20 protein-coding genes and 2 tRNA genes are annotated in these 18,525 nt (G+C 66.3%); 8 read left to right on the top strand and 14 right to left on the bottom strand.

Features of this window, described 5'->3' with window-relative positions; all coding sequences use genetic code 11:
* Positions 1–131 precede the first annotated feature (131 nt).
* The gene (locus CY652_RS17015; protein WP_102131882.1) at positions 132–410 is read right to left on the bottom strand and encodes a hypothetical protein; all 279 of its coding nucleotides are present in this window, start codon (positions 408–410) and stop codon (positions 132–134) included.
* A gap of 402 nt (positions 411–812) precedes the next feature.
* The gene (locus CY652_RS24540; protein WP_180970646.1) at positions 813–974 is read right to left on the bottom strand and encodes a hypothetical protein; all 162 of its coding nucleotides are present in this window, start codon (positions 972–974) and stop codon (positions 813–815) included.
* Between the two features lie 599 nt (positions 975–1,573).
* Between CY652_RS24540 and CY652_RS17010 the strand changes: the two genes are divergently transcribed.
* Positions 1,574–2,137, top strand: coding sequence for a YggT family protein (locus CY652_RS17010; protein ID WP_102131939.1), 564 nt, complete (start codon positions 1,574–1,576; stop codon positions 2,135–2,137).
* 189 nt (positions 2,138–2,326) lie between these two features.
* Here the strand turns inward: CY652_RS17010 and CY652_RS17005 are convergent, their stop codons facing one another.
* A complete protein-coding gene (locus tag CY652_RS17005) occupies positions 2,327–2,569 on the bottom strand; it encodes a hypothetical protein (protein ID WP_102131938.1) in 243 nt (80 codons plus the stop codon).
* A gap of 137 nt (positions 2,570–2,706) precedes the next feature.
* A complete protein-coding gene (locus CY652_RS17000) occupies positions 2,707–4,311 on the bottom strand; it encodes a methyl-accepting chemotaxis protein (RefSeq protein ID WP_102131881.1) in 1,605 nt (534 codons plus the stop codon).
* Between the two features lie 339 nt (positions 4,312–4,650).
* On the opposite strand from CY652_RS17000, the gene mnmH reads away from it, so the two are divergent.
* The 3 genes from mnmH to CY652_RS16985 all read left to right on the top strand — a co-directional run bounded on the left by mnmH (position 4,651) and on the right by CY652_RS16985 (position 6,746).
* Positions 4,651–5,730, top strand: coding sequence for a tRNA 2-selenouridine(34) synthase MnmH (mnmH, locus tag CY652_RS16995; protein ID WP_102131880.1), 1,080 nt, complete (start codon positions 4,651–4,653; stop codon positions 5,728–5,730).
* 80 nt (positions 5,731–5,810) lie between these two features.
* Positions 5,811–5,885 (top strand) — tRNA-Gly (locus CY652_RS16990).
* Positions 5,886–6,128: 243 nt separating this feature from the next.
* Positions 6,129–6,746: a cupin gene (locus CY652_RS16985; RefSeq protein WP_102131937.1), complete on the top strand. Its 618-nt coding sequence runs from the start codon at positions 6,129–6,131 to the stop codon at positions 6,744–6,746.
* Positions 6,747–6,879: 133 nt separating this feature from the next.
* Here CY652_RS16985 and CY652_RS16980 read toward each other — a convergent pair whose 3' ends face one another.
* From CY652_RS16980 to CY652_RS16965, 4 genes are read right to left on the bottom strand one after another with little or no spacing between them, the layout of a single operon-like run.
* Positions 6,880–7,599: an amino acid ABC transporter ATP-binding protein gene (locus tag CY652_RS16980; protein ID WP_102131879.1), complete on the bottom strand. Its 720-nt coding sequence runs from the start codon at positions 7,597–7,599 to the stop codon at positions 6,880–6,882.
* Positions 7,586–8,236 carry an amino acid ABC transporter permease gene (locus CY652_RS16975; protein ID WP_102131878.1) on the bottom strand — a complete coding sequence of 217 codons (651 nt, stop codon included), beginning with the start codon at positions 8,234–8,236 and terminating at the stop codon, positions 7,586–7,588. The genes CY652_RS16980 and CY652_RS16975 overlap by 14 nt, the downstream gene beginning before the upstream one ends.
* On the bottom strand, positions 8,233–8,910 hold the full coding sequence (locus CY652_RS16970; protein ID WP_102131877.1) for an amino acid ABC transporter permease: 678 nt from the start codon (positions 8,908–8,910) through the stop codon (positions 8,233–8,235). Before CY652_RS16970 ends, CY652_RS16975 begins: the two co-directional genes overlap by 4 nt.
* A gap of 46 nt (positions 8,911–8,956) precedes the next feature.
* Positions 8,957–9,766: a transporter substrate-binding domain-containing protein gene (locus CY652_RS16965; RefSeq protein ID WP_102131876.1), complete on the bottom strand. Its 810-nt coding sequence runs from the start codon at positions 9,764–9,766 to the stop codon at positions 8,957–8,959.
* Positions 9,767–10,156: 390 nt separating this feature from the next.
* Between CY652_RS16965 and CY652_RS16960 the strand changes: the two genes are divergently transcribed.
* Together CY652_RS16960 and trmB are read left to right on the top strand one after the other, a co-directional pair.
* Positions 10,157–10,366, top strand: coding sequence for a hypothetical protein (locus CY652_RS16960; RefSeq protein ID WP_258002345.1), 210 nt, complete (start codon positions 10,157–10,159; stop codon positions 10,364–10,366).
* A 145-nt stretch (positions 10,367–10,511) separates the two neighbouring features.
* Positions 10,512–11,291 (top strand): tRNA (guanosine(46)-N7)-methyltransferase TrmB, encoded by a 780-nt coding sequence (gene trmB, locus CY652_RS16955; RefSeq protein WP_102131874.1) that lies wholly within the window; start codon positions 10,512–10,514, stop codon positions 11,289–11,291.
* A 93-nt stretch (positions 11,292–11,384) separates the two neighbouring features.
* Here the strand turns inward: trmB and CY652_RS16950 are convergent, their stop codons facing one another.
* Positions 11,385–11,975 carry a DUF1439 domain-containing protein gene (locus CY652_RS16950; protein WP_102131873.1) on the bottom strand — a complete coding sequence of 197 codons (591 nt, stop codon included), beginning with the start codon at positions 11,973–11,975 and terminating at the stop codon, positions 11,385–11,387.
* A gap of 130 nt (positions 11,976–12,105) precedes the next feature.
* Entirely contained in the window at positions 12,106–12,429 is a 324-nt protein-coding gene (locus CY652_RS16945; protein ID WP_102131872.1) for a YkgJ family cysteine cluster protein, read from the bottom strand.
* Between the two features lie 356 nt (positions 12,430–12,785).
* On the opposite strand from CY652_RS16945, the gene hemN reads away from it, so the two are divergent.
* Together hemN and CY652_RS16935 are read left to right on the top strand one after the other, a co-directional pair.
* Entirely contained in the window at positions 12,786–14,174 is a 1,389-nt protein-coding gene (hemN, locus tag CY652_RS16940; protein WP_102131871.1) for an oxygen-independent coproporphyrinogen III oxidase, read from the top strand.
* A gap of 136 nt (positions 14,175–14,310) precedes the next feature.
* A tRNA-Leu gene (locus CY652_RS16935) sits at positions 14,311–14,395 on the top strand.
* Positions 14,396–14,560: 165 nt separating this feature from the next.
* Here the strand turns inward: CY652_RS16935 and CY652_RS16930 are convergent.
* The 4 genes from CY652_RS16930 to CY652_RS16915 all read right to left on the bottom strand — a co-directional run bounded on the left by CY652_RS16930 (position 14,561) and on the right by CY652_RS16915 (position 18,434).
* On the bottom strand, positions 14,561–15,100 hold the full coding sequence (locus CY652_RS16930) for a flavin reductase family protein (protein ID WP_308410389.1): 540 nt from the start codon (positions 15,098–15,100) through the stop codon (positions 14,561–14,563).
* Positions 15,101–15,152: 52 nt separating this feature from the next.
* Positions 15,153–15,512 carry a hypothetical protein gene (locus CY652_RS16925; protein WP_102131870.1) on the bottom strand — a complete coding sequence of 120 codons (360 nt, stop codon included), beginning with the start codon at positions 15,510–15,512 and terminating at the stop codon, positions 15,153–15,155.
* 177 nt (positions 15,513–15,689) lie between these two features.
* Positions 15,690–16,937, bottom strand: coding sequence for an MFS transporter (locus tag CY652_RS16920; RefSeq protein WP_102131869.1), 1,248 nt, complete (start codon positions 16,935–16,937; stop codon positions 15,690–15,692).
* Between the two features lie 474 nt (positions 16,938–17,411).
* Positions 17,412–18,434, bottom strand: coding sequence for an asparaginase (locus tag CY652_RS16915; protein WP_102131868.1), 1,023 nt, complete (start codon positions 18,432–18,434; stop codon positions 17,412–17,414).
* Between the last annotated feature and the right edge of the window lie 91 nt (positions 18,435–18,525).

Genomic DNA, 18,525 nt, shown 5'->3' with positions numbered 1-18,525 from the left:
CCGCCAGGCAGTCCTTCCCGCATAAGAAAACGGCGCAACGCAGCAATCAGCCCGCGTTGCGCCGTTTTTGCGCAAGCCTTCGGCAAAACCCGGGCGGAGCACCGCCCGGACAAACCGGCCTCAAAAACTCGTTAGCGACGGTAATAGCCGCGGTGGTGCCAGTAACCGTGGTGCCAGTACGGATAACCACCGTAGTAGCCACCCACCACGACGGCCGGCGGCGCGTAGACCACGGGCGGCGAATAGACGACCGGCGGCGGCGCATAGTAGACGGGCGCCGGGGCGTACACCGGATAGGCCGGCGCAACCGGAAAACCAAGGCCGATACCCACCGACACGCGCGCATCGGCCGTACTGACGAGCCCCACGCCGAGCGCGGCGGCAACAATGAACGGAACGAATTTTTTCACTTCTCTTCTCCTCGCGGTCGGCCCGAATGCCGTACCGCATGACGGTACTGCCTGCCTATTCAATGTATCCAGAATAGAGACGCCCGACAGAGACCATTTGTTGCAAATTGCAATTGCGCCCGAAGGCCATTGACGCGCGCGGGCGCGCCTTCACCCCCAGCCGGCCCGGCGTGCCGCGCACATTGCCGCCGATCGGGCCTTTCTACGGCCCACTCAGGGCCGTTCTCAGGCATTGGCGGGACGCGCGGCATGCGGGCGCCGACTAATCGGTAATGTTTAATTACAAATTGGTTGATGCCGCCCCCGAAATCCGCCGTCCGTAAACGAAAAATGCCCGGCGCATTCGATACGCCGGGCATCCGCGAAGAGCGGGAGCGGCCTGCCAGCCGCCGCCTTCGAGCGCTATCCGACCTTCACGTAGGTGAATTCGCGCGTCACGCTCGGCGGCACGTAGGCACCGCTGATCTGCACTCTCGGCGTCAGACGTTTTCTCTGGTCCCACCAGCGGCGGCGCTGCGTATGGGTCAGGAAGCGCAGATGCTTTCGGTAAGCGAACATACTCATGATCAACTCCCGTGTCGGACAAGCGCCCGAAAAACAAGCCGATTCCGCACCCCCACCCGCCAATCGTAAAATTCGGGGAGATATCGTTCCGTCACCGTAGCGGCCCGAACCGCGAGGGCTCGCCACAGGCCGGACGTCCCCGGAGACGGCGTTTCGTTTGTAGCGGCAGTCTCGGCCGGCCTCGGTACGGCACCCCACACTCCGCGCGCAAGGTCCCGCCCAGCGACCCGCTTCGTTCACTGTACCCGTTCAGGAAAAATCGCGTCCGTCCCGCGACGCCGGCGAGCAACCCTTTACTGGCAAGGCGCAAGCCGTGGTAATGTGACGACCGGCGCGCATCCTGCCGGCGCCGCAGGCTTCGGGACCATCGACGAGAACGCACAATGATCAAGATGAGCATCCTCCTTCCGCACCGGGGAGCCGGGCGTCTCGCCCCCTCCCGTCGTGTCCCCGCGGACGGCCTCCCGCGCCTTGCCGGCGCAATCCGGACACGGCGCTGAAGCCGCCGCAAGCGTGGCGCCGCCCGGCGCACGCCTTCTCAACCCATGACGCCGTCGCGTGAAGCGCCGGTCTGCTGCCTGACGGAAAGGATCCACCCGATGTTCGGCGATATTGCCCGTTTTCTGCTCAATACCGTCTTCACGCTGTTCGGCGCGGCGCTGCTGCTGCGCGCCTGGCTGCAGTTCGTGCGCATGCCGGCGTACAACCCCGTGACGCACACGGTTCTGCAGGTCACCAACTGGCTCGTGCTCCCGCTGCGGCGCATCATCCCCGGCGTGCGCGGCATCGACTGGGCCAGCGTGGTCGCCGCGCTGCTCTCGTCGCTCGTCTACGTACTGCTGATCGTCACGCTGGCCGGCATCGACGTGACGGGCGTATTGCCGGCGCTCGCCGTCGTCACCGTGCTCACGGTGGTGAAGTGGGCGCTCAATCTCATCATCTGGATGACGATCGTGATGGCGCTGCTGTCGTGGCTCAACCCGCACTCGCCGGTGATGCCGGCGCTCTACCAGTTGACCGCCCCGTTCCTGAACCCGCTACGGCGCATCATTCCGCAAATGGGGGGCCTCGACCTGTCGCCGATCCTGCTGTTCGTGATCGTGCAGGTGCTGCTCATGATCGTGACGCACGCGGAGATTTCGCTGACGACGTTCGGAATTTGAGCGCTGCGGGCAGGCGGAGCCCGGTGGCGATCAAGTCGCCGGCGCGCCGGATGGAAGGGGTGACGTGTAACGACGGCGACGATGGCGTTTCGCGTCGCCCTTCTTTCTTATGACGTTTATGACGCAATGGCGCGAACGGATCGGGCCCAGCCCGGGCAGAAAGCCGGGCTGGCCCGTCGACAGCCCCGGTCAGCTCTGCGACTGCGAGGAATCGGCATCCGTGGAATCGTCGGCCGACGCCGTCGTGCTGTCGGCGTTATCGGCATTCCCGTCCTTCTTGCCGAGCAGCGACTCCAGCGCGCCCGCGCCTTCGAACCCTGCAATGGCCGCCGCCCCCTTGGCAAGCAGCCCCGCATCGGAATCGACTTTTTCCAACCCTTCGACAGCCGCCACGGCGCCCGCGATCTCGCCTACCTTGTCCAGGATTCCCATTTCGCTCTCCATAGAGTTAAACGCGAGCGGCCATGTTCTCACGGCCATGGAAGCCTGTCGTCCCCGGATGACACTTCTTTTCTTTTGAGATACGCGGGGGTGGATGCACGGTCCGCGCTGCCCGGACAGGCGCGGGATCAGTAGGCATCGAGCGCCGCAGGACCGCCGACGGCCGGCCCTGCGCCGGCATCGGTGCGAAACACGGAGACGGACGCGCTGAGCCGGCGCGCCTGGTCCTCGAGCGAACTCGCCGCGGCGGCGGCCTGCTCGACGAGCGCCGCGTTCTGCTGCGTCACCTGATCCATCTGGGCCACCGCGAGATTGACCTGGTCGATGCCCGTGCTCTGCTCGGTCGTCGCCGAGGCGATCTCGCTCATGATCGAATTCACGCGGGCGATCGCGTCGACGATTTCCGTCATCGTCGAGCCCGAGCGCTCGACCAGATCGGCGCCCGACTGCACGCGCGTCGTCGATGCGCCGATCAACTCCTTGATCTCCTTCGCCGCGCCGGCGCTGCGTTGCGCGAGCGAGCGCACTTCGGCCGCCACCACGGCGAACCCGCGCCCCTGCTCGCCCGCGCGTGCCGCCTCGACGGCCGCATTCAGCGCCAGGATATTGGTCTGGAACGCGATGCCCTCGATCACGCCGACGATCTCGCCGATCCGCCTCGAGTCGTCGACGATCTGGTGCATCGTACCGACCACCTGACGGGTCAGGTCTCCACCCTGCGCCGCGAGGCTGGACGCGCCGCCGGCGAGCTCGCTCGCCTCTTTCGCATTGCCGGCGGTCTGCCTGACGGTGGAGGTCAGCTCCTCCATGCTCGCGGCCGTCTCTTCGAGCGAAGCGGCCTGCTCCTCGGTGCGCTGCGACAGGTCGGCATTGCCGGTCGCTATCTCGCTCGCCCCGACGTCGATCGATTCGGAACCCTGACGGACGGCGCTGACGGTCACGATCAGCGACGCCTGCATCCCGCGCAGCGCATCGGCCAGCCGGCCCATCTCGTTTCTGCCCGTCACCGCGATGCGGCCGGTCAGATCGCCGCCCGCAATGCGCTGGAACTGTTCGATCATCGCGTCGACGGGATGCGCGACGGCGCGGACCATCACGAGGCGGGCGAACCACGAAAGCAGCAGCGAGAGCGCCATCCCGACGGCCACCGCGATGCAGACCGCCTCGAAGCGCGTCTGCGCATCGCTGTAGCGGCGCGCGCCGTGCTCGATCTGCAATTTCTCGAGCGCGAGCATGGCCGTCTCGTAGTCGCTGTACAGCGCCGGCAGCTTGTGCGCCTGCATCTGCTCGAAGGTGTTGCGGTCGCCGCTTCGCAATGCCGCCAGCGCCGGCGCGACGCCGTCGCGCAGGAACGCCTCGCGCTTGTCGCGCATGTCGCCGATGAGACGCTGCTCGTTCTCCCCCTGGCCGGCGCGGCTCAGGTAGCTATCGAGCAGTTCGCCCGAATGCTTCTGGTATTCGTCCGCGCGCTGCAGCACTTTTGCCGCCCCCGCCTGATCGTTGAGATCGGCGAGCGAGGCATAGGTGGCCATCGCCAGACGCAGGCGCAGCAGTTGGCCGGCGCTGCCCTCGAGATCGGCCACGGCCGGCGTGTCGACCGTATACATCTGTTTCAGCGAGTCGTTGCTCTGGCGCAGCGAAATCAGGCCGGCCGCGGCCCCGAGCAGGAGCACCACGCCGAAGAAGACGACCATCAGGGTCAGGCAGGTACGAATCGACAGGTTCTTCAACATCGCCGCATTTCCTTCGAACTCCTGACCCAGCTTTCCGGATGGCTCCGTAACGCCGCCCGGCACCAGACCAGTTCAGAATCAACAGGCGGCTTTACGACCGTATATGACAGAAACTTTATGTCAGGGCTTTCACTAACTTTACCTTTTGCCATGCCACAGCGGAGTCCATAGCTTTTTCCTGAAAGAGACTGAACGCCGCATTTATGCTGGATGGGTGCGGTTCATAGTCACGGGATTGCCCGAAGCCGGACGGCGAATGCGGCATCGTGTCCGGACCGAAAAGTGCCCGTGCGATAATTGGCTTTTTGCAGACGAAGCGGTCGCGCCGCTTCGACACCGTTGAACCTGTCGCCCGTATCCATCGACCAGATCGGGGACTTCGACGAAATCGTCGACGTCCGGACACCGCTCGAATTCGCCGAGGACCACATCCCCGGCGCGTTGAACGCGCCCGTTCTCGGCAACGAGGAACGCGTCATCGTCGGGACGATGTACAAACAGGTCTCGCCGTTCGAAGCGACCCGCGTCGGCGCCGCGATGGTTGCGCGCAACATCGCGGTCCATCTGGAGACGACGTTCGCCGACCGTCCCCGCAACTGGCGCCCATTGATCTATTGCTGGCGCGGCGGCAAGCGCTCGGGGTCGATGGCGACCTGGTTCAACCTGATCGGCTGGCGCGCGCGGCAACTCGACGGCGGCTACAAGCATTACCGCCGCCGGGTTCTCGAAGAACTCGACGCACTGCCCGCCCGACTCCGCTACATCGTGCTGACCGGGCATACCGGAAGCGGCAAAACCCGTCTGCTCAAGGCGCTGGCCGAAGCCGGCGCCCAGACGCTCGACCTCGAAGCGCTCGCGGCACACCGCGGCTCGCTCCTCGGCGCGCTGCCGGACAGCGCGCAACCGTCGCAGAAAGCCTTCGACACCGCGCTCGTCCACGCGCTACGACAATTCGATCCGGATAAACCGGTCTTCGTGGAAGCCGAAAGCAGACGCATCGGCGCCATTACGCTTCCGGCCGTGCTGCTGGGCGGCCTTCACGGCGGCTTCTGCGTCCAGGTCGAAACCGCCCGCGACGACCGGATCGAACTGCTGCTGCAGGATTACGGGCATCTGTTCAAGCGGGCCGACGCCTTCAAGTCCCAACTGTCGAAGCTGATTCCGCTGCACGGTCATGCGAGAGTGCAGCGTTGGTACGATTTTCTTGACGGCGGGCAAGGTCGCGCGCTGTTCGAAGAGCTTGTCGACTTGCACTACGACCCCGCCTATGCACGCAGCAGCGGTGCGCATTTCGTCCAGCTTCCCCATGCGCGGCCGTTCCCGTTTCGGCCGGTAGCCGACGATGTCGCCGGACAGGCGCGCGAGTTGTTGGCTGCTTTTGCGGAAAACCGGCCGGTTCAGCCGTTTCTCATGGAGTGAGCAAGACCGCGGCCGGCATGCCGTTCGTCGCCGGCCCGGCTTGTCCCTCGCGCCGGAAACCCTGTAGAATGTCGTGCTCCGCGGGCGTCGTATAATGGCCATTACCCCAGCTTCCCAAGCTGGAGACGTGGGTTCGATTCCCATCGCCCGCTCCAGAGCCTCTCCGGTTTCTCCCGCTTCCCTTCCCGCCGCACCCAATCCTTCCGCCCTGAAAGCAAAGAAAGGCCATCTCAAGGCCGATGTTGCCTGAATCGAGCCCTATCGTCTTACAACTGCAAGCATCGCGCGGAAAATGCCGGCGACGAGAACCATCGACATACTTTTCGTCTAATCTTGCTGAATACAGGCCCGCAGCCTGTTTCGTTGCAACTGGTGCCCCACACCCAATGGAGAGTCCGATGACCAACATCACGCGCCGGCGCGTCAGCGCGGCACTCGTCATGGGCGGCTTGCTGCCCGCGGTCAGCGAAGCAGCCACCCCATCGTCCGGCTCCCAGCCGGTCGAACCCGAAACCTACCACTTCCAGCCCAACGGCTGGATCCCGAACAACCAGCATCTGCCGGTGCTCCTGTACCGGTCGGCGATCAAGCCCGTCGGCGACGACCCCGCCTCGCTCTTCGAGCAGGCCTTCGATCGCAACGGCTGGCCGCCGCAATGGCGCAACGGCATTTACGACTTCCACCACTTCCATCCCTCGACTCACGAGGTGCTCGGTTTCGCCGGCGGCAGCGCGCGGCTGATCCTCGGCGGCCCCGGATCGATCGGGCGCGAAGTGCAGATCAATGCCGGCGACGTGGCCGTGCTGCCCGCGGGCACGGGGCATTGCCGGATCGAGGCCACGGCGGATTTTCTCGTCGTCGGGGCTTATCCGCCGGACGAAGACATCGGCATCAGCCGCGTCGGACTCTCGTCCGAGGGATTGCACGCCATGAATCTCGTGCGCTTCCCGAACACGGACCCGGTGTCGGGCCCTAACGGCCCGCTCCCGCGTCTCTGGCACGCGGTGCAGTCCTGAACCTGAAGTCCGTTCGTCCAGACGGCGCGTAACCGGCCCCATCGCCCGGATCCGGATCGCTCGCCGGCACCTGCCTCGCCCCGAACCGCCGCGCCAAGGCGTCGGGCGGCAGGCACCGCGGAAAGCGCGCGGCCTACTGAAGAAACCGGCGCAGTTCGACCGTCGAGGGGCGCTCGAAAATTTCCTCGGGCGGACCGCTCTCCCAGACGCGCCCCTGGTGCATGAACACCACCTTGTCGCTGACGGCGCGCGCAAAACGCATCTCGTGCGTGACCATGATCAGCGTCATGTGGTCTCGCGCCAGACTCTCGACCACGCCAAGCACCTCGCCCACCAGTTCCGGATCCAGCGCCGACGTAATCTCGTCGCACAACAGCACGCTCGGCTTCATCGCCAGCGCGCGGGCAATCGCCACGCGCTGCTGCTGTCCGCCCGAAAGCTGCTCGGGGTAGGCGTCGAACCGGTCGCCGAGACCGACGCGCTCGAGCATCAGTTCGGCCACCGCGCGGGCCTTGTGGCGGCTCTCCTTCTTGACGACCGTCTGCGCGAGCATCACGTTCTGGCCGGCCGTGAGATGCGGAAACAGGTTGTACTGCTGGAACACCATGCCGACCTTCAGGCGCAGCGCGCGCAGATCGGCATGGCGCGCGTCGACGCGTTCGCCGTCGATTTCGATCGATCCGGCGTCGATGCTCTCGAGCCCGTTGAGCGTGCGCAGAAGCGTGCTCTTGCCCGAGCCGCTGCGGCCGATGATGGCGACGACCTGCCCCCGCTCCACCGAAAAGTCGATGCCCTTGAGGACGTGGTTCGAGCCGAACTGCTTTTCGAGTCCCCGGGTTTCAACGAGCGGCATGCCATTTCCTTTGCAAGGTACGCGCGTACCGCGTGAGCGGATAGCAGAGTGCGAAATAGATCAGGGCCACGAGCCCGTAGACGAGAAACGGACGAAACGTCGCGTTCGAAATTTCGGTGCCGGCCTTCGTGAGTTCCGCGAAGCCGATGATCGAGACGAGCGCGGTGTCCTTGATCGCCTGCACGCCGAAGCCGACAGTCGGCCCGACGGCGATGCGCGCGGCCTGCGGCAGGATGACGTGGCGCAGTTGCTCGAAGTAGCTCATCGCGAGACTCGACGACGCCTCCCACTGCCCGTGCGGAATCGCCTCGACGCAGCCTCGCCAGATCTCGGCGAGATAAGCGCTCGTGAAGAACGTCAGGCCGATGGTCGCGGCGATCCAGGGCGCCACGTTGATGCCGACGAGCGGCAGCCCGAAGAACACGACGAAAAGTTGCAGCAGCAGCGGCGTACCCTGGAATATCTCGATGTAGATTCGCACGAGAAAGCGCAGCACGGGCGATCTCGACACGCGCATCACGAGCAGCGCGAAGCCGACGAGGCCGCCCGCGACGAACGAGACGAGCGAAAGCACGAGGGTCCAGCGCGCGGCAAGCAGCAGGTCCGTGAAAATCTGGCCGAACGTGAACTCGATCACCGCACACCCCGCAAACCGCGCGAAAAAAGACGCCGGCCCACGGCGTTGAGCACGAAGCGCAGCACCAGCGCCATCGCCAGATAGAGGCCCGTAATCAGGAAGTACGTCTCGAACGCGCGGAAGTTGCGCGACTGAACGTAGCTCGCCACATAGGTAAGATCCTCGACCGAGATCTGGGAAACGACGGCCGAGCCGAGCATCGTGATGACGATCTGGCTCACGAGCGCCGGAAACACCTTCGCGAACGCCTGGGGCAGCACAACGTGCACGAACGTCTCGGCGGGCGACATCGCGAGCGCGGCGGCGGCCTCGCGATGTCCCTTCGGCACCGCCGCCATGCCCGAGCGCACGATTTCGACGGCGTAGGCGCCGAGATTCAGCGTCATCGCGGCGATCGCCGCCGCGTATTCGTCGACGTGGATGCCGAGCGCGGGCAGGCCGAAGAACACGAAGAAGAGCTGCACGATGAACGGCGTATTGCGGATCGCCTCGACGTAGCCGCCCGTCAGCGCGCGCAACATCGGGTAGCGGCTTTCGCAGGCCGCCGCGCCGAGTACGCCGACGCCCAGGCCCAGCACCGTCGCCACGCCGGTCAGCGCGAACGTCACCGCGGCGCCGCTCGCGAACATGCCCGCATAGCCGGCCAGATCGCCGAATTGAAGCTGATAGCTCATGAAGAATGCCGTCCGTGCCCGGAGGTGCGATAGGTATGATCGGCGATCAGAGACCGGCCGGCAGCGGCTGGCCGAACCACTTCTTCGACATCGCCTCGAGCGTGCCGTCCGACTTCGCCTGCGCGATGGCCGCATTGACCTTTGCGAGCAGGCGCGGCTCGTTCAGGTTCATGCCGACGAAGCAGGGCGAATTCTTGATGACGAACTTCATCTCCGGCCGGCGCGGCGGGTTCCTCGCGAGAATCGCGGCGGCGACGATGTTGCCGGCCGCGATCAGTTGGACCTGCCCCGAGAGAAACGCCTGGATGGTCGCGTTGTTGTCGTCGAAGCGCTTGATCGTTGCGTTCGGGGCCATCTGCGTGAGCGCGATTTCTTCGAGCGCGCCGCGCGTCGCGCCGATGGTCTTGCCGGTCAGGTCTGCGGGACCGCTCACCTTGATGTCGGGCGGCCCGAACACGCCCTGGAAATACGGCGCATAGGCCGCGGAAAAGGCCATCACCTTCTCGCGATCGGGCGTCTTGCCGAGCGACGAGATCACGAGATCGACCTTGTTGGTCGTCAGGTACGGAATGCGGTTTTCGCTGTTGACCGGCACGAGCTGGAGCTTCACGTTCATGGCCTTCGCGAGCAGCTTCGCCGTGTCGATGTCGTAGCCCTGCGGCTGCATGTCGGGACCGACCGAGCCGAACGGCGGGTAGTCCTCGGGCACCGCGACGCGCAGCACGCCGCTCTTCGCGATCGTGTCGAGCGCGTCCGCATGGGCGGGCGACGCGGCGAAAAACGTCAATGCGGGAGCGGCAAGCAGCGCGGCCAGCCAGCGGCGGCGGGTGGCGCGAAAAGCGGGTCGTTGTTCCATCTCGATTCCTGGCGGGTGAAGAGATTCGCGGCACGCCTTCGCGCCGCGATGCTGGGAGCCGTTCAAGCAAGGAGCGCGCCACCCCGCGAAGCCCCGACTGGTCATACCGGTGTACCCGCTCGTACCCGGTTTGCACAAATTTCGAGACGGTATGATTCACCACGGTGGTGCAAATCGACCGCAAGCGGAACCTGGCTCGCGGCACCGCCGATAGAAAGCGCGTAAGATGACGCCCTCCGGAGAACGCGGTCCGCGCGACGCGCGCCTTTCCTCCGGAGCCCGGCCCAATTCGCGCTCCCCCCATCGCCCGCCGGCCGGGGCGCCTGTATCAACCCGCATCACCCGCTGCCCCGCGAGGGGCGGACGCTCAAAGCGATGGACAGATTTTTCATGCCCCGTCACCGGGCAATCGCACTGATCGTGTCGATCCGCCAGTCGATGCTCGAGAAGATCGACGAGCGACTCCCCGACGATGCCCAACGCACCCGCGAGGCCGCGGCCGAACTGGAACGCCTGATGCTCGACGTGCGCGCCGGCCGCCTCGATTCGTTCGAACTGAAGTCCCCCTCGCCGATGCACGTCACGGTCTCGACGAAGTAGCACGCCGGGGCCGGCGATCGGGCCGTCGGCGCATGCGCCGACGCTTGCCGGACCCGCCGGCGCGTTGCCGGGCTGCTATATAATGCGCGGCTGCTTTTTGCTGAGCGCGAGCCGGAATGCCGGCCCTACCCCATCGGCCGCTTCCATGACGAACCACGATCCTGACGACGCCCCGCAAGACCGCCCGCCGACCGGCGCCGATCCGCAGCCGGCTCCCGGGCCCGCCGACGCGTCGGCGGACGGGCTCCACCGCCGGCGGATTCGCAGCTTCGTGACGCGCGCCGGACGGGTCTCGACGGGCCAGCGGCGCTCGCTCGACGAGCTCGGTCCGCGCTTCGTCGTGCCCTACGGGACAGCCTGCCCGGACTGGGACGCCGTGTTCGGCCGCAAGGCGCCGCGCGTGCTCGAAATCGGTTTCGGTATGGGAGCGAGCACCGCCGAAATCGCAGTGCAACGTCCGCAGGACGACTTCCTCGGCGTCGAAGTGCACGAGCCGGGCGTCGGGGCGCTGCTCAAGCTGATCGGCGAGCAGGGGCTCGCCAACATCCGCATCGTCCAGCACGACGCCGTCGAGGTGCTCGAGCAGATGATCGCGCCGCAAAGCCTCGACGGCGTGCACATCTTTTTTCCGGACCCGTGGCACAAGGCCCGCCATCACAAGCGGCGGCTCATCCAGCCGCCGTTCGTCGCTCGCCTCGTCTCGCGGATGAAGCCCGGCGCGTACCTGCACTGCGCGACCGACTGGCAGAACTACGCGGAACAGATGCTCGAGGTGCTTCGCGCCGAACCGGCACTCGAAAACACCGCGGCCGATTACGCGCCGCGCCCCGACTACCGGCCCGTCACCAAGTTCGAGCGGCGCGGCCTGCGCCTCGGCCACGGCGTGTGGGATCTCGTGTTCCGCCGGCGCGCCGACGGCGAATAAACGGGCATTTCGCGGGGCTTCGCGTCGGCGGGCAGCGGCGGGACCTCCATCGCATGGGCCATCGCCCGCGCCCGTACCCGCCTCATCGCTTCTTCAATGCTGCTCGACGATCTGCACGCGTATGCCGTCCGCGAGCACGGTGATGGCGCCGGGTTCGTAGTTCACGCCGGCGACCTGGAGTTGCCCCGGCTTAAACGTGTAGACCGGATACCCGTCCAGCAACTGCGTCGCGACAAGCGCGGCGACCGCGCCGATCTGGGGCTCGTAGTCGGCCGCGCCGCCGCTCACGTCGACGCTGTCGACGGCGGGCGACCTGAGCACGACGGCGCGTCTGGATTCGTCCCATGCCAGCGTGCTCGACAGCGTGAACGCGCCGCTCACGGGCTGGCCGAGCAGCGGGCTGGCCAACTGCACGTCGACCCGCACTGCCACCCGGTTGCGTTGCGGCAGCAGCGCCACGACCGGGTTCGTCAACTCGACGTCGAACAGATGGGACGCCGAATGCCGATACGGGAACTTGCGCTGCACCGCGTCCTGCACCTGCTGCTGCGAAAACGTGTAGTGGTCGGGCACGAACGGAAAGATTCCGGACGCACACGCGCCCAGCGACAGGCTCGCGCCCGTCGCGGCGCACACCGCGAGCAGAAAGGCGCGCCGGGATACGCGCGTTGCAACCTGGGTCATGCAAAGGCTCCTCTCGTCGAAACCGGCATGATGCCGGCAAGGCCGTGTTCGCGCCACCGGGCGGGCCTCGACGGCTCGACCCGGAAGCACAGGCAGGAGGTTATCCGATGAGACGCCGAATGCCGACGCATCACGTGTTCGCATCGCCCGACGCGTCCGGCTCGCCGGGTCGCGTCGCCGCTTCGAGCCGCGTCAGCCAGGCCAGCGCGTCGTCGCGCGAATCGCCGCACATGTCCCGCTCGGGCTGAAGACCGGAACAGCACGCCGGCCGCGACGGCGAACCGAAAATCCGGCAGCGCATCTGCCCGTCGAGCTGCACGCAGCGCTCGCCCGCCGGCTTGCCGTTCGGCATGCCGGGAATCGGGCTCGTAATGGAAGGCGCGATGCAGCACGCCCCGCAACCGGGACGGCATGCATGGCCGGGCACATCGAACGAAAAAGCGGCGCTCACCATCCTGCGTCCTGAAGATCGGCGCTCCGGCGATTCGTGCCGGAGTCCTGCCAGCGGCATTGTGCCACCATCGCCCGCGACCTTTTTACGCAATCGCACCGGACACCGCCCTCCTACACTGGATCGGCTATCGCGCGGCTATCCGCCCCATCGTCCCATCGGGTGCGTCGAACGGAAAGCCGCGTCCCATCGAAACAAGGTGCCTGCGCGGCGTCGAAACCGGCCGTCGGGCCGATCGCTTCTTTCGCACGTTCGTACCGGCGACCTGAGCCGCGCGGGCATGCGGGATGCGACAGCGGGCCGGCCCGCCGCACCGGCCGCCACGCGAAACCACGCCTTACCGAACCAGCGAGACTGCGATGAGCGCTGCCGATCTTCTGTTCCATCCCGACCTGCTCGCGCGGTACAGCGTGCATGGCCCGCGATACACGTCCTACCCGACCGCGCTGCAGTTTCGCGACGACTTCGACCTCTCCGACTACGTGCGGGCAGCCTCCGATTCGGGCGCCGCGCTGACGGACCTCTCGCTGTACTTCCACATCCCGTTCTGCGACACCGTCTGCTTCTACTGTGGCTGCAACAAGGTCATCACGAAGAACCGCTCGCGCGCGAGGCCCTACCTGGCGCAACTCAAGCGCGAACTCGCGCTGCAGGCCGCGCTCTTCGACACGGCGCGGCCGGTATCGCAACTGCACTGGGGCGGTGGCACGCCGACGTTCCTGTCACCCGACGAAATGACCGAGCTCATGATCGCGACGCGCGAACACTTCACGCTGCGTCCCGACGACGAAGGGGAGTTTTCGATCGAGATCGATCCGCGCGAAGCGTCGGCGGCAACGATCGCGCATCTGCGCGCGCTCGGCTTCAACCGCCTGAGCCTCGGCGTGCAGGATCTCGACCCGGTCGTGCAGCGCGCCGTCAACCGCATCCAGCCGCTGGGGCTGACCGTCGACGTGATGCAGGCGGCCCGCGCCACGGGCTTCCAGTCGATCAGCGTCGATCTGATCTACGGCCTGCCGCATCAGAGCGTCGCGCAGTTCGGGCGCACGCTCGACGCCGTCCTCGCGCTCGCGCCGGACCGGCTGTCGGTGTTCGGCTACGCGCACATGCCGCATCTGTTCAAGATGCAACGCCAGATCGATCCAGCCGCGCTGCCCTCGCCCGAAACGCGTCTCGCCCTGCTCAAGCTCGTCGTCGAGAAGCTGACCGAGGCCGGCTACGTCTATATCGGCATGGATCACTTCGCGCTGCCGACCGACGAACTCGCACATGCCCAGGTGCAAGGCACGCTGCATCGGAATTTTCAGGGCTACAGCACGCGCGCCGATTGCGACCTGATCGGCTTCGGCGCCTCGTCGATCGGCAAGATCGGCGACGTGTACGCGCAAAACGCAAAGGATCTGTCCACGTACGGCGCGGCCATCGAGACGGGCCGTCTCGCCATCACGCGGGGCCTTCGCCTGAACGCCGACGACCGGCTGCGCCGCGACGTCATCACGGCGCTGATGTGCAACCTGAAGCTGAATTTCGACGAGTACGAGGCGGCCTACGGCATCCGTTTTCCGGCCGCGTTCGCGCCCGAACTCGCGCGATTGCGCGAACTCGAACGCGACGGCCTCGTCATGCGCACCTGCAACGGACTCGAGGTACTGCCGGCGGGCCGGATGCTCGTGCGCAACATCGCGATGGTGTTCGACCGCTATCTCGACGGAGCGCAGCGGTCCGAGCGGTTTTCCCGCACGGTCTGAACGGCCGGCACGGCCTGCCCCCGCTCTCCTCCCTGAGCCGCCAGTTGCCCGCCCATCCGTTTTACGCCATAATTTACGTTTATCCCGCGTGGCGGGTAGTACAGATAAACGCTCGCGGATAAAGCTTGGCAAAAACGCCTCGGTGGTGAAATTGGTAGACGCGCCGGACTCAAAATCCGGTTCCGAAAGGAGTGCCGGTTCGATTCCGGCCCGAGGCACCACCCCCTTCCAAACATATTCCAGACCGCGCGAAACGGGGTTGGCTACACGACGGCGGTGGAACTTCCCACTTACCGCCCCAACCATCCCGTACAACCGCATCGACAGCACGCCGGTCGCCCGGTTGCCATCATCGGCATGATCTTTTGCGGCAGACAGCTCCGGACTCAATCCTGAAACTGCTTCCACAGCACCATGCGTTCCTTGAGGTTCAGCGTCCGGCCGTCCACGATGAAGGTGCCGTCGCCGTTGTGATGCAACGTGCGCCGCTCTTTCCGTTCGGTATCGACCCAGACCTGCAAGGCTTCGAGAACGAACAGGTTGTACCGTTCGACGAGCGTGTCGTCCACGACGCGGCATTCGATGTTGGCAACGCACTCGGCGATGAGCGGTGCTTTCACCTCGTGTCCCGATAGCGGCGTCAGGCCGAACCAGTCGAACTTGTCGACGTCGGTGCCCGAGCAGTTGCCGATGTCCACGACCTTCGTCGCGAGATCGACGGTCGGAATCGCGATCACGCATTCCCCCGTCTCCCGCAGCGCCCGATAGCTATGGTCCCACGGACCGATCACCGCGCCGATCAGCGACGGGTGCTGGATCATCATGTGGAAGCCCATGGTCATGATGTTCGGCCGCCCGTCGCCCAGCGTGGTGACGAGGACGACCGGCCCGGCTTCGAGCAGACGGTAGGCTTTCGGGGCGGACATGGCCTGCATCGTCATGGGGGGTTCCTCCTCGCCTGTTCGCCCCGCGCGGCGTTCAGCCGTTCGGACCGTGGACGTTGTTCGCTGCGCTACGCCGCCGCACGGGGCCGATCGTGGCCTCGGGCAAGGTTGACAGCAACGCATGCAGCATGAAGTCGAAGTCTTCGGGCGCGATGTCGAACTGGACGAAGACCTTCTCGCGCCGGACCTCGGTCCATGAAATATAGACGCCGATCGGCGAATACTGAAGTGTCGCCAGGTCCTCGAGCGATCGCGCCGCCGTCCCGCCGTCGAGTATCACTTCGAACAGGGCGCGCGTGGGACGCAGGGCGACGATGTTCGGGCGCGACGACGTCTTCGTGACGAAGCCGGCGTCGAAAGCGTCGGGACAAGGAAGTTGTTGTGCAGAGCCCATACGGTTTGGGGTCGTCCCCTCGGGGGTTGTCAAGACCCCTCTAGCCTGGCACGGCGGACATAAACTAGTTGCAAAAAAACGGCGCGCCGGCGACAAAACCGGGCATCGGGCACCGACCTGTCCGAGCTTCGGCCGTCGGCCAGCCGCTTCGTCACGATTTCGCGAGGCCCCGCCGCCTCACTCGGGCGTCGCCTCGCAGACGAACGGCTCGCGGCCGGTCCCCTCGGCGTCGCGTCCCAAGCTCGCCAGCGCAGCCAGCCCGAGGAGGCCGAGCGCGCTGCCCATCAGGAAGTCCACGGGAATGCCGATCCGGTCGACGACGGTCCCGCCGACGAGCGAACCCACGGCAATGGCGACCTGAATGATGCTCACGAACAGCGCCGAGCCGGCTTCCGGCAGGTCGGGCGTCGCGCGCTGAATCCAGACGCTGAAGCACAGCGGCAGCGCGCCAAACGCAATGCCCCATCCCAGCACGACGGCCGTCACCGCCGGTTGCGAGTGCCGCAGCAGCGGCATCAGCAGCAGCGAGAACATCAACAGCGAGACCATGGCGGCCGCCGAGGCCTTCAGGTTCCGCGTCACCGCGGCCGAGGCCGCGAAGTTCGAGAAGAACCCGATGATGCCGAAGCCGAGCAGCAGCCACGTGATGGTGGACATGTCGAAGTCGGCGTTGCGCAGCAGGAACGGCGTGACATACGTGTAGCACGAGAAGTGCGCGCCGAACACGAGCGCCACCATCAGCATGCTCCGGCGCGGATAGGGACGCCGTATCAATGTGACAAGGTCGGCGAAGCGCAGCGCCGTGCCCGACGGCAGCGACGGCACGAGGAAGAACTGCGCCACGAGCGCGACGGCGACGAGCGCGCCCGTCGCGAGGAACGAGAAGCGCCACGACGAGAAGCCCGCGATAAAAGTACCGAGCGGCACGCCGATCACCGTGGCGCACGTCACGCCGGTCAGGATCGTCGCCATCGCGCGCGCCGAATCCTTCGGCTGCACGAGCCGTCCCGCGGCCGCCGTGGCCAGCGTCCAGAAACCGCCGAGCGCCGCGCCGAGAAGCGCGCGCCCGATCAGCATGACGGGGAAATTCGGCGCGAAGGCGGACAGCAGGTTGGAGGCGAGCAGCAATCCCGTCAGCAGCAGGAAGACGAGACGGCGATCCATGCGCCCGGCGCCGAGCATCAACCCCGGCGCGGAAATGGCGGCGATGACGGCGGGCGTCGTCACCATGAGGCCGGCCGTGCCCGGCAGAACGTTTAGTTCCTTCGCGATGTGCGGTAGCAACCCGACGGGAAGGAACTCGGTCGTCACGAAGGCGAACGCGCCGATCGCCACCGCGCCGACGGACAACCATTGGCGCAGCGACGACGAATCGCCGCCCTCCGGCGCGGACTCGCCCGCCGGCTGATTACTTTCGATCAACATAGTGCTGTGTGTACTGGAACCGACAATGACTGGGGAGAGAGCGGGGTTGCCGTGCCGACCCGTTCCGGCCGGCGGATGCGCGACGCAGACGTCCGGCGAAGCGGGCCTCGACCGGCCGTACCCGGGAAGGCCCGGCTCTCGCCATCAGGAAGAACGCACACCATACCATCGACTTAATTCTCTCGCTGACGCACCCGTAAAGACCCGTCCGTAGTAGGGAAAAGCCCGCGAATCCGGCGGCGAAACCTGACGGCACGCGCGCGGAAACCGGCCGCGCCCGGAGCGCCTCAATGCCCGCTCGGGCGCGCACATTCAAACGCGCGCACCCAGACACGAAACGATGCGGAGCAGGACGGATGCCCGCCGGACGAGGCGGCGGGGCCTCGCCAGTCAGGTGAGAGGAATAGACGCCGTTTCTTTCAGGCGTATGGCAATTGCGGTAATCGTGGTGGCCAGCCGTGGGCGACCGGCACGTCAGGCCCGAGCCGCGAGGCGAATCGTCGTCTCGAGCCGCCCCACCTCGAGGCCGCGCGCATTGCGCAGAACCGGATCGCTCCACGGGGCGAGTTCGGCAAGCCCCACCTCGTCGAGGAGCCCGAGCTGCTTCAAGACGGCAACCGCAGCCGCATAGAGCACCGACCGGTTGCCGTCCGCGATCTTGATGGCGATGCCGAGACCGCGGCTTCGCACGCCCATGACGTACACGCCGTCCGCGCCCACCTTCGCCGCGCCGTCGCCGCCGAACGCGCGCGTGACCGCCAGATCGCAGCGCCCCGTTCCCGACACCATCTCGGGATGCGCCGTCATCGCCGCAAAGATCTCGCCTAGCGCATCGTCGCGGTTCGCGCCGGGTGCGGACCTGCCGGCCGCGAGACGCGCCCACATCATGGCGAGCCGCGACAGCGGCATGCCGATGTTCGGCGCGCTGCAGCCGTCGGTGCCGAACCAGAGTTCCGCCTCGCGCAATCCCGACAGCGCGGCGACCTCGCCGGCGATGTCCCGCTGCAGCGGATGATCGGGCGCGAGGTAGTCGCCGAGCGAATGGCCGTGCATGCAGCAATAGCCGAGAAACCCCGTGTGCTTGCCCGAGCAGTTGTTGTGCCGCTGGTCGAAAAGGCTGCCGTGCGGCGGCAGATTATCGTCCGAGTATTGCAGCGGCAGATGCACGCCGCAGCGCAGGTCGGACTCCTCGACGCCGACTTTCGCCAGCATCCCGGTGACGGCATCGACATGGAAGTCCTCGCCGGAATGGCTGCTGCAGAGCAGGGCGACCTGCCGCTGCGAAAAGCCGAACCGGGACGCGCCGCCGTCCCTCACGAACGGCACCGCCTGGAACGGCTTGAGCGTGGAGCGGGAGAAGACGTAGGCCTCGGGGTCACCCATCGAGGCGACGAGCGCCCCGGCCGTATCGACGACGGCGACCGATCCCCAGTGCGTGCGCTCGACGTGGCCGTTGCGCGTGGCAACTGCAATGGGAACATGGGAGAGCGTCGTCATGGCGTCTGAATGTGTTCGTGCGTTCGGGATCGCGGAAAAATCGGAACATGGCCGCGCGCAACGGCGGCATCGTGCAAAACCGCGCGCATGA

The organism is Burkholderia sp. WAC0059 (assembly GCF_002870125.1).
In the GTDB taxonomy this organism is placed as follows: domain Bacteria; phylum Pseudomonadota; class Gammaproteobacteria; order Burkholderiales; family Burkholderiaceae; genus Paraburkholderia.
Note: the sequence above shows the minus strand (reverse complement) of the source record. Positions and strands in the feature narration are given on the sequence as shown.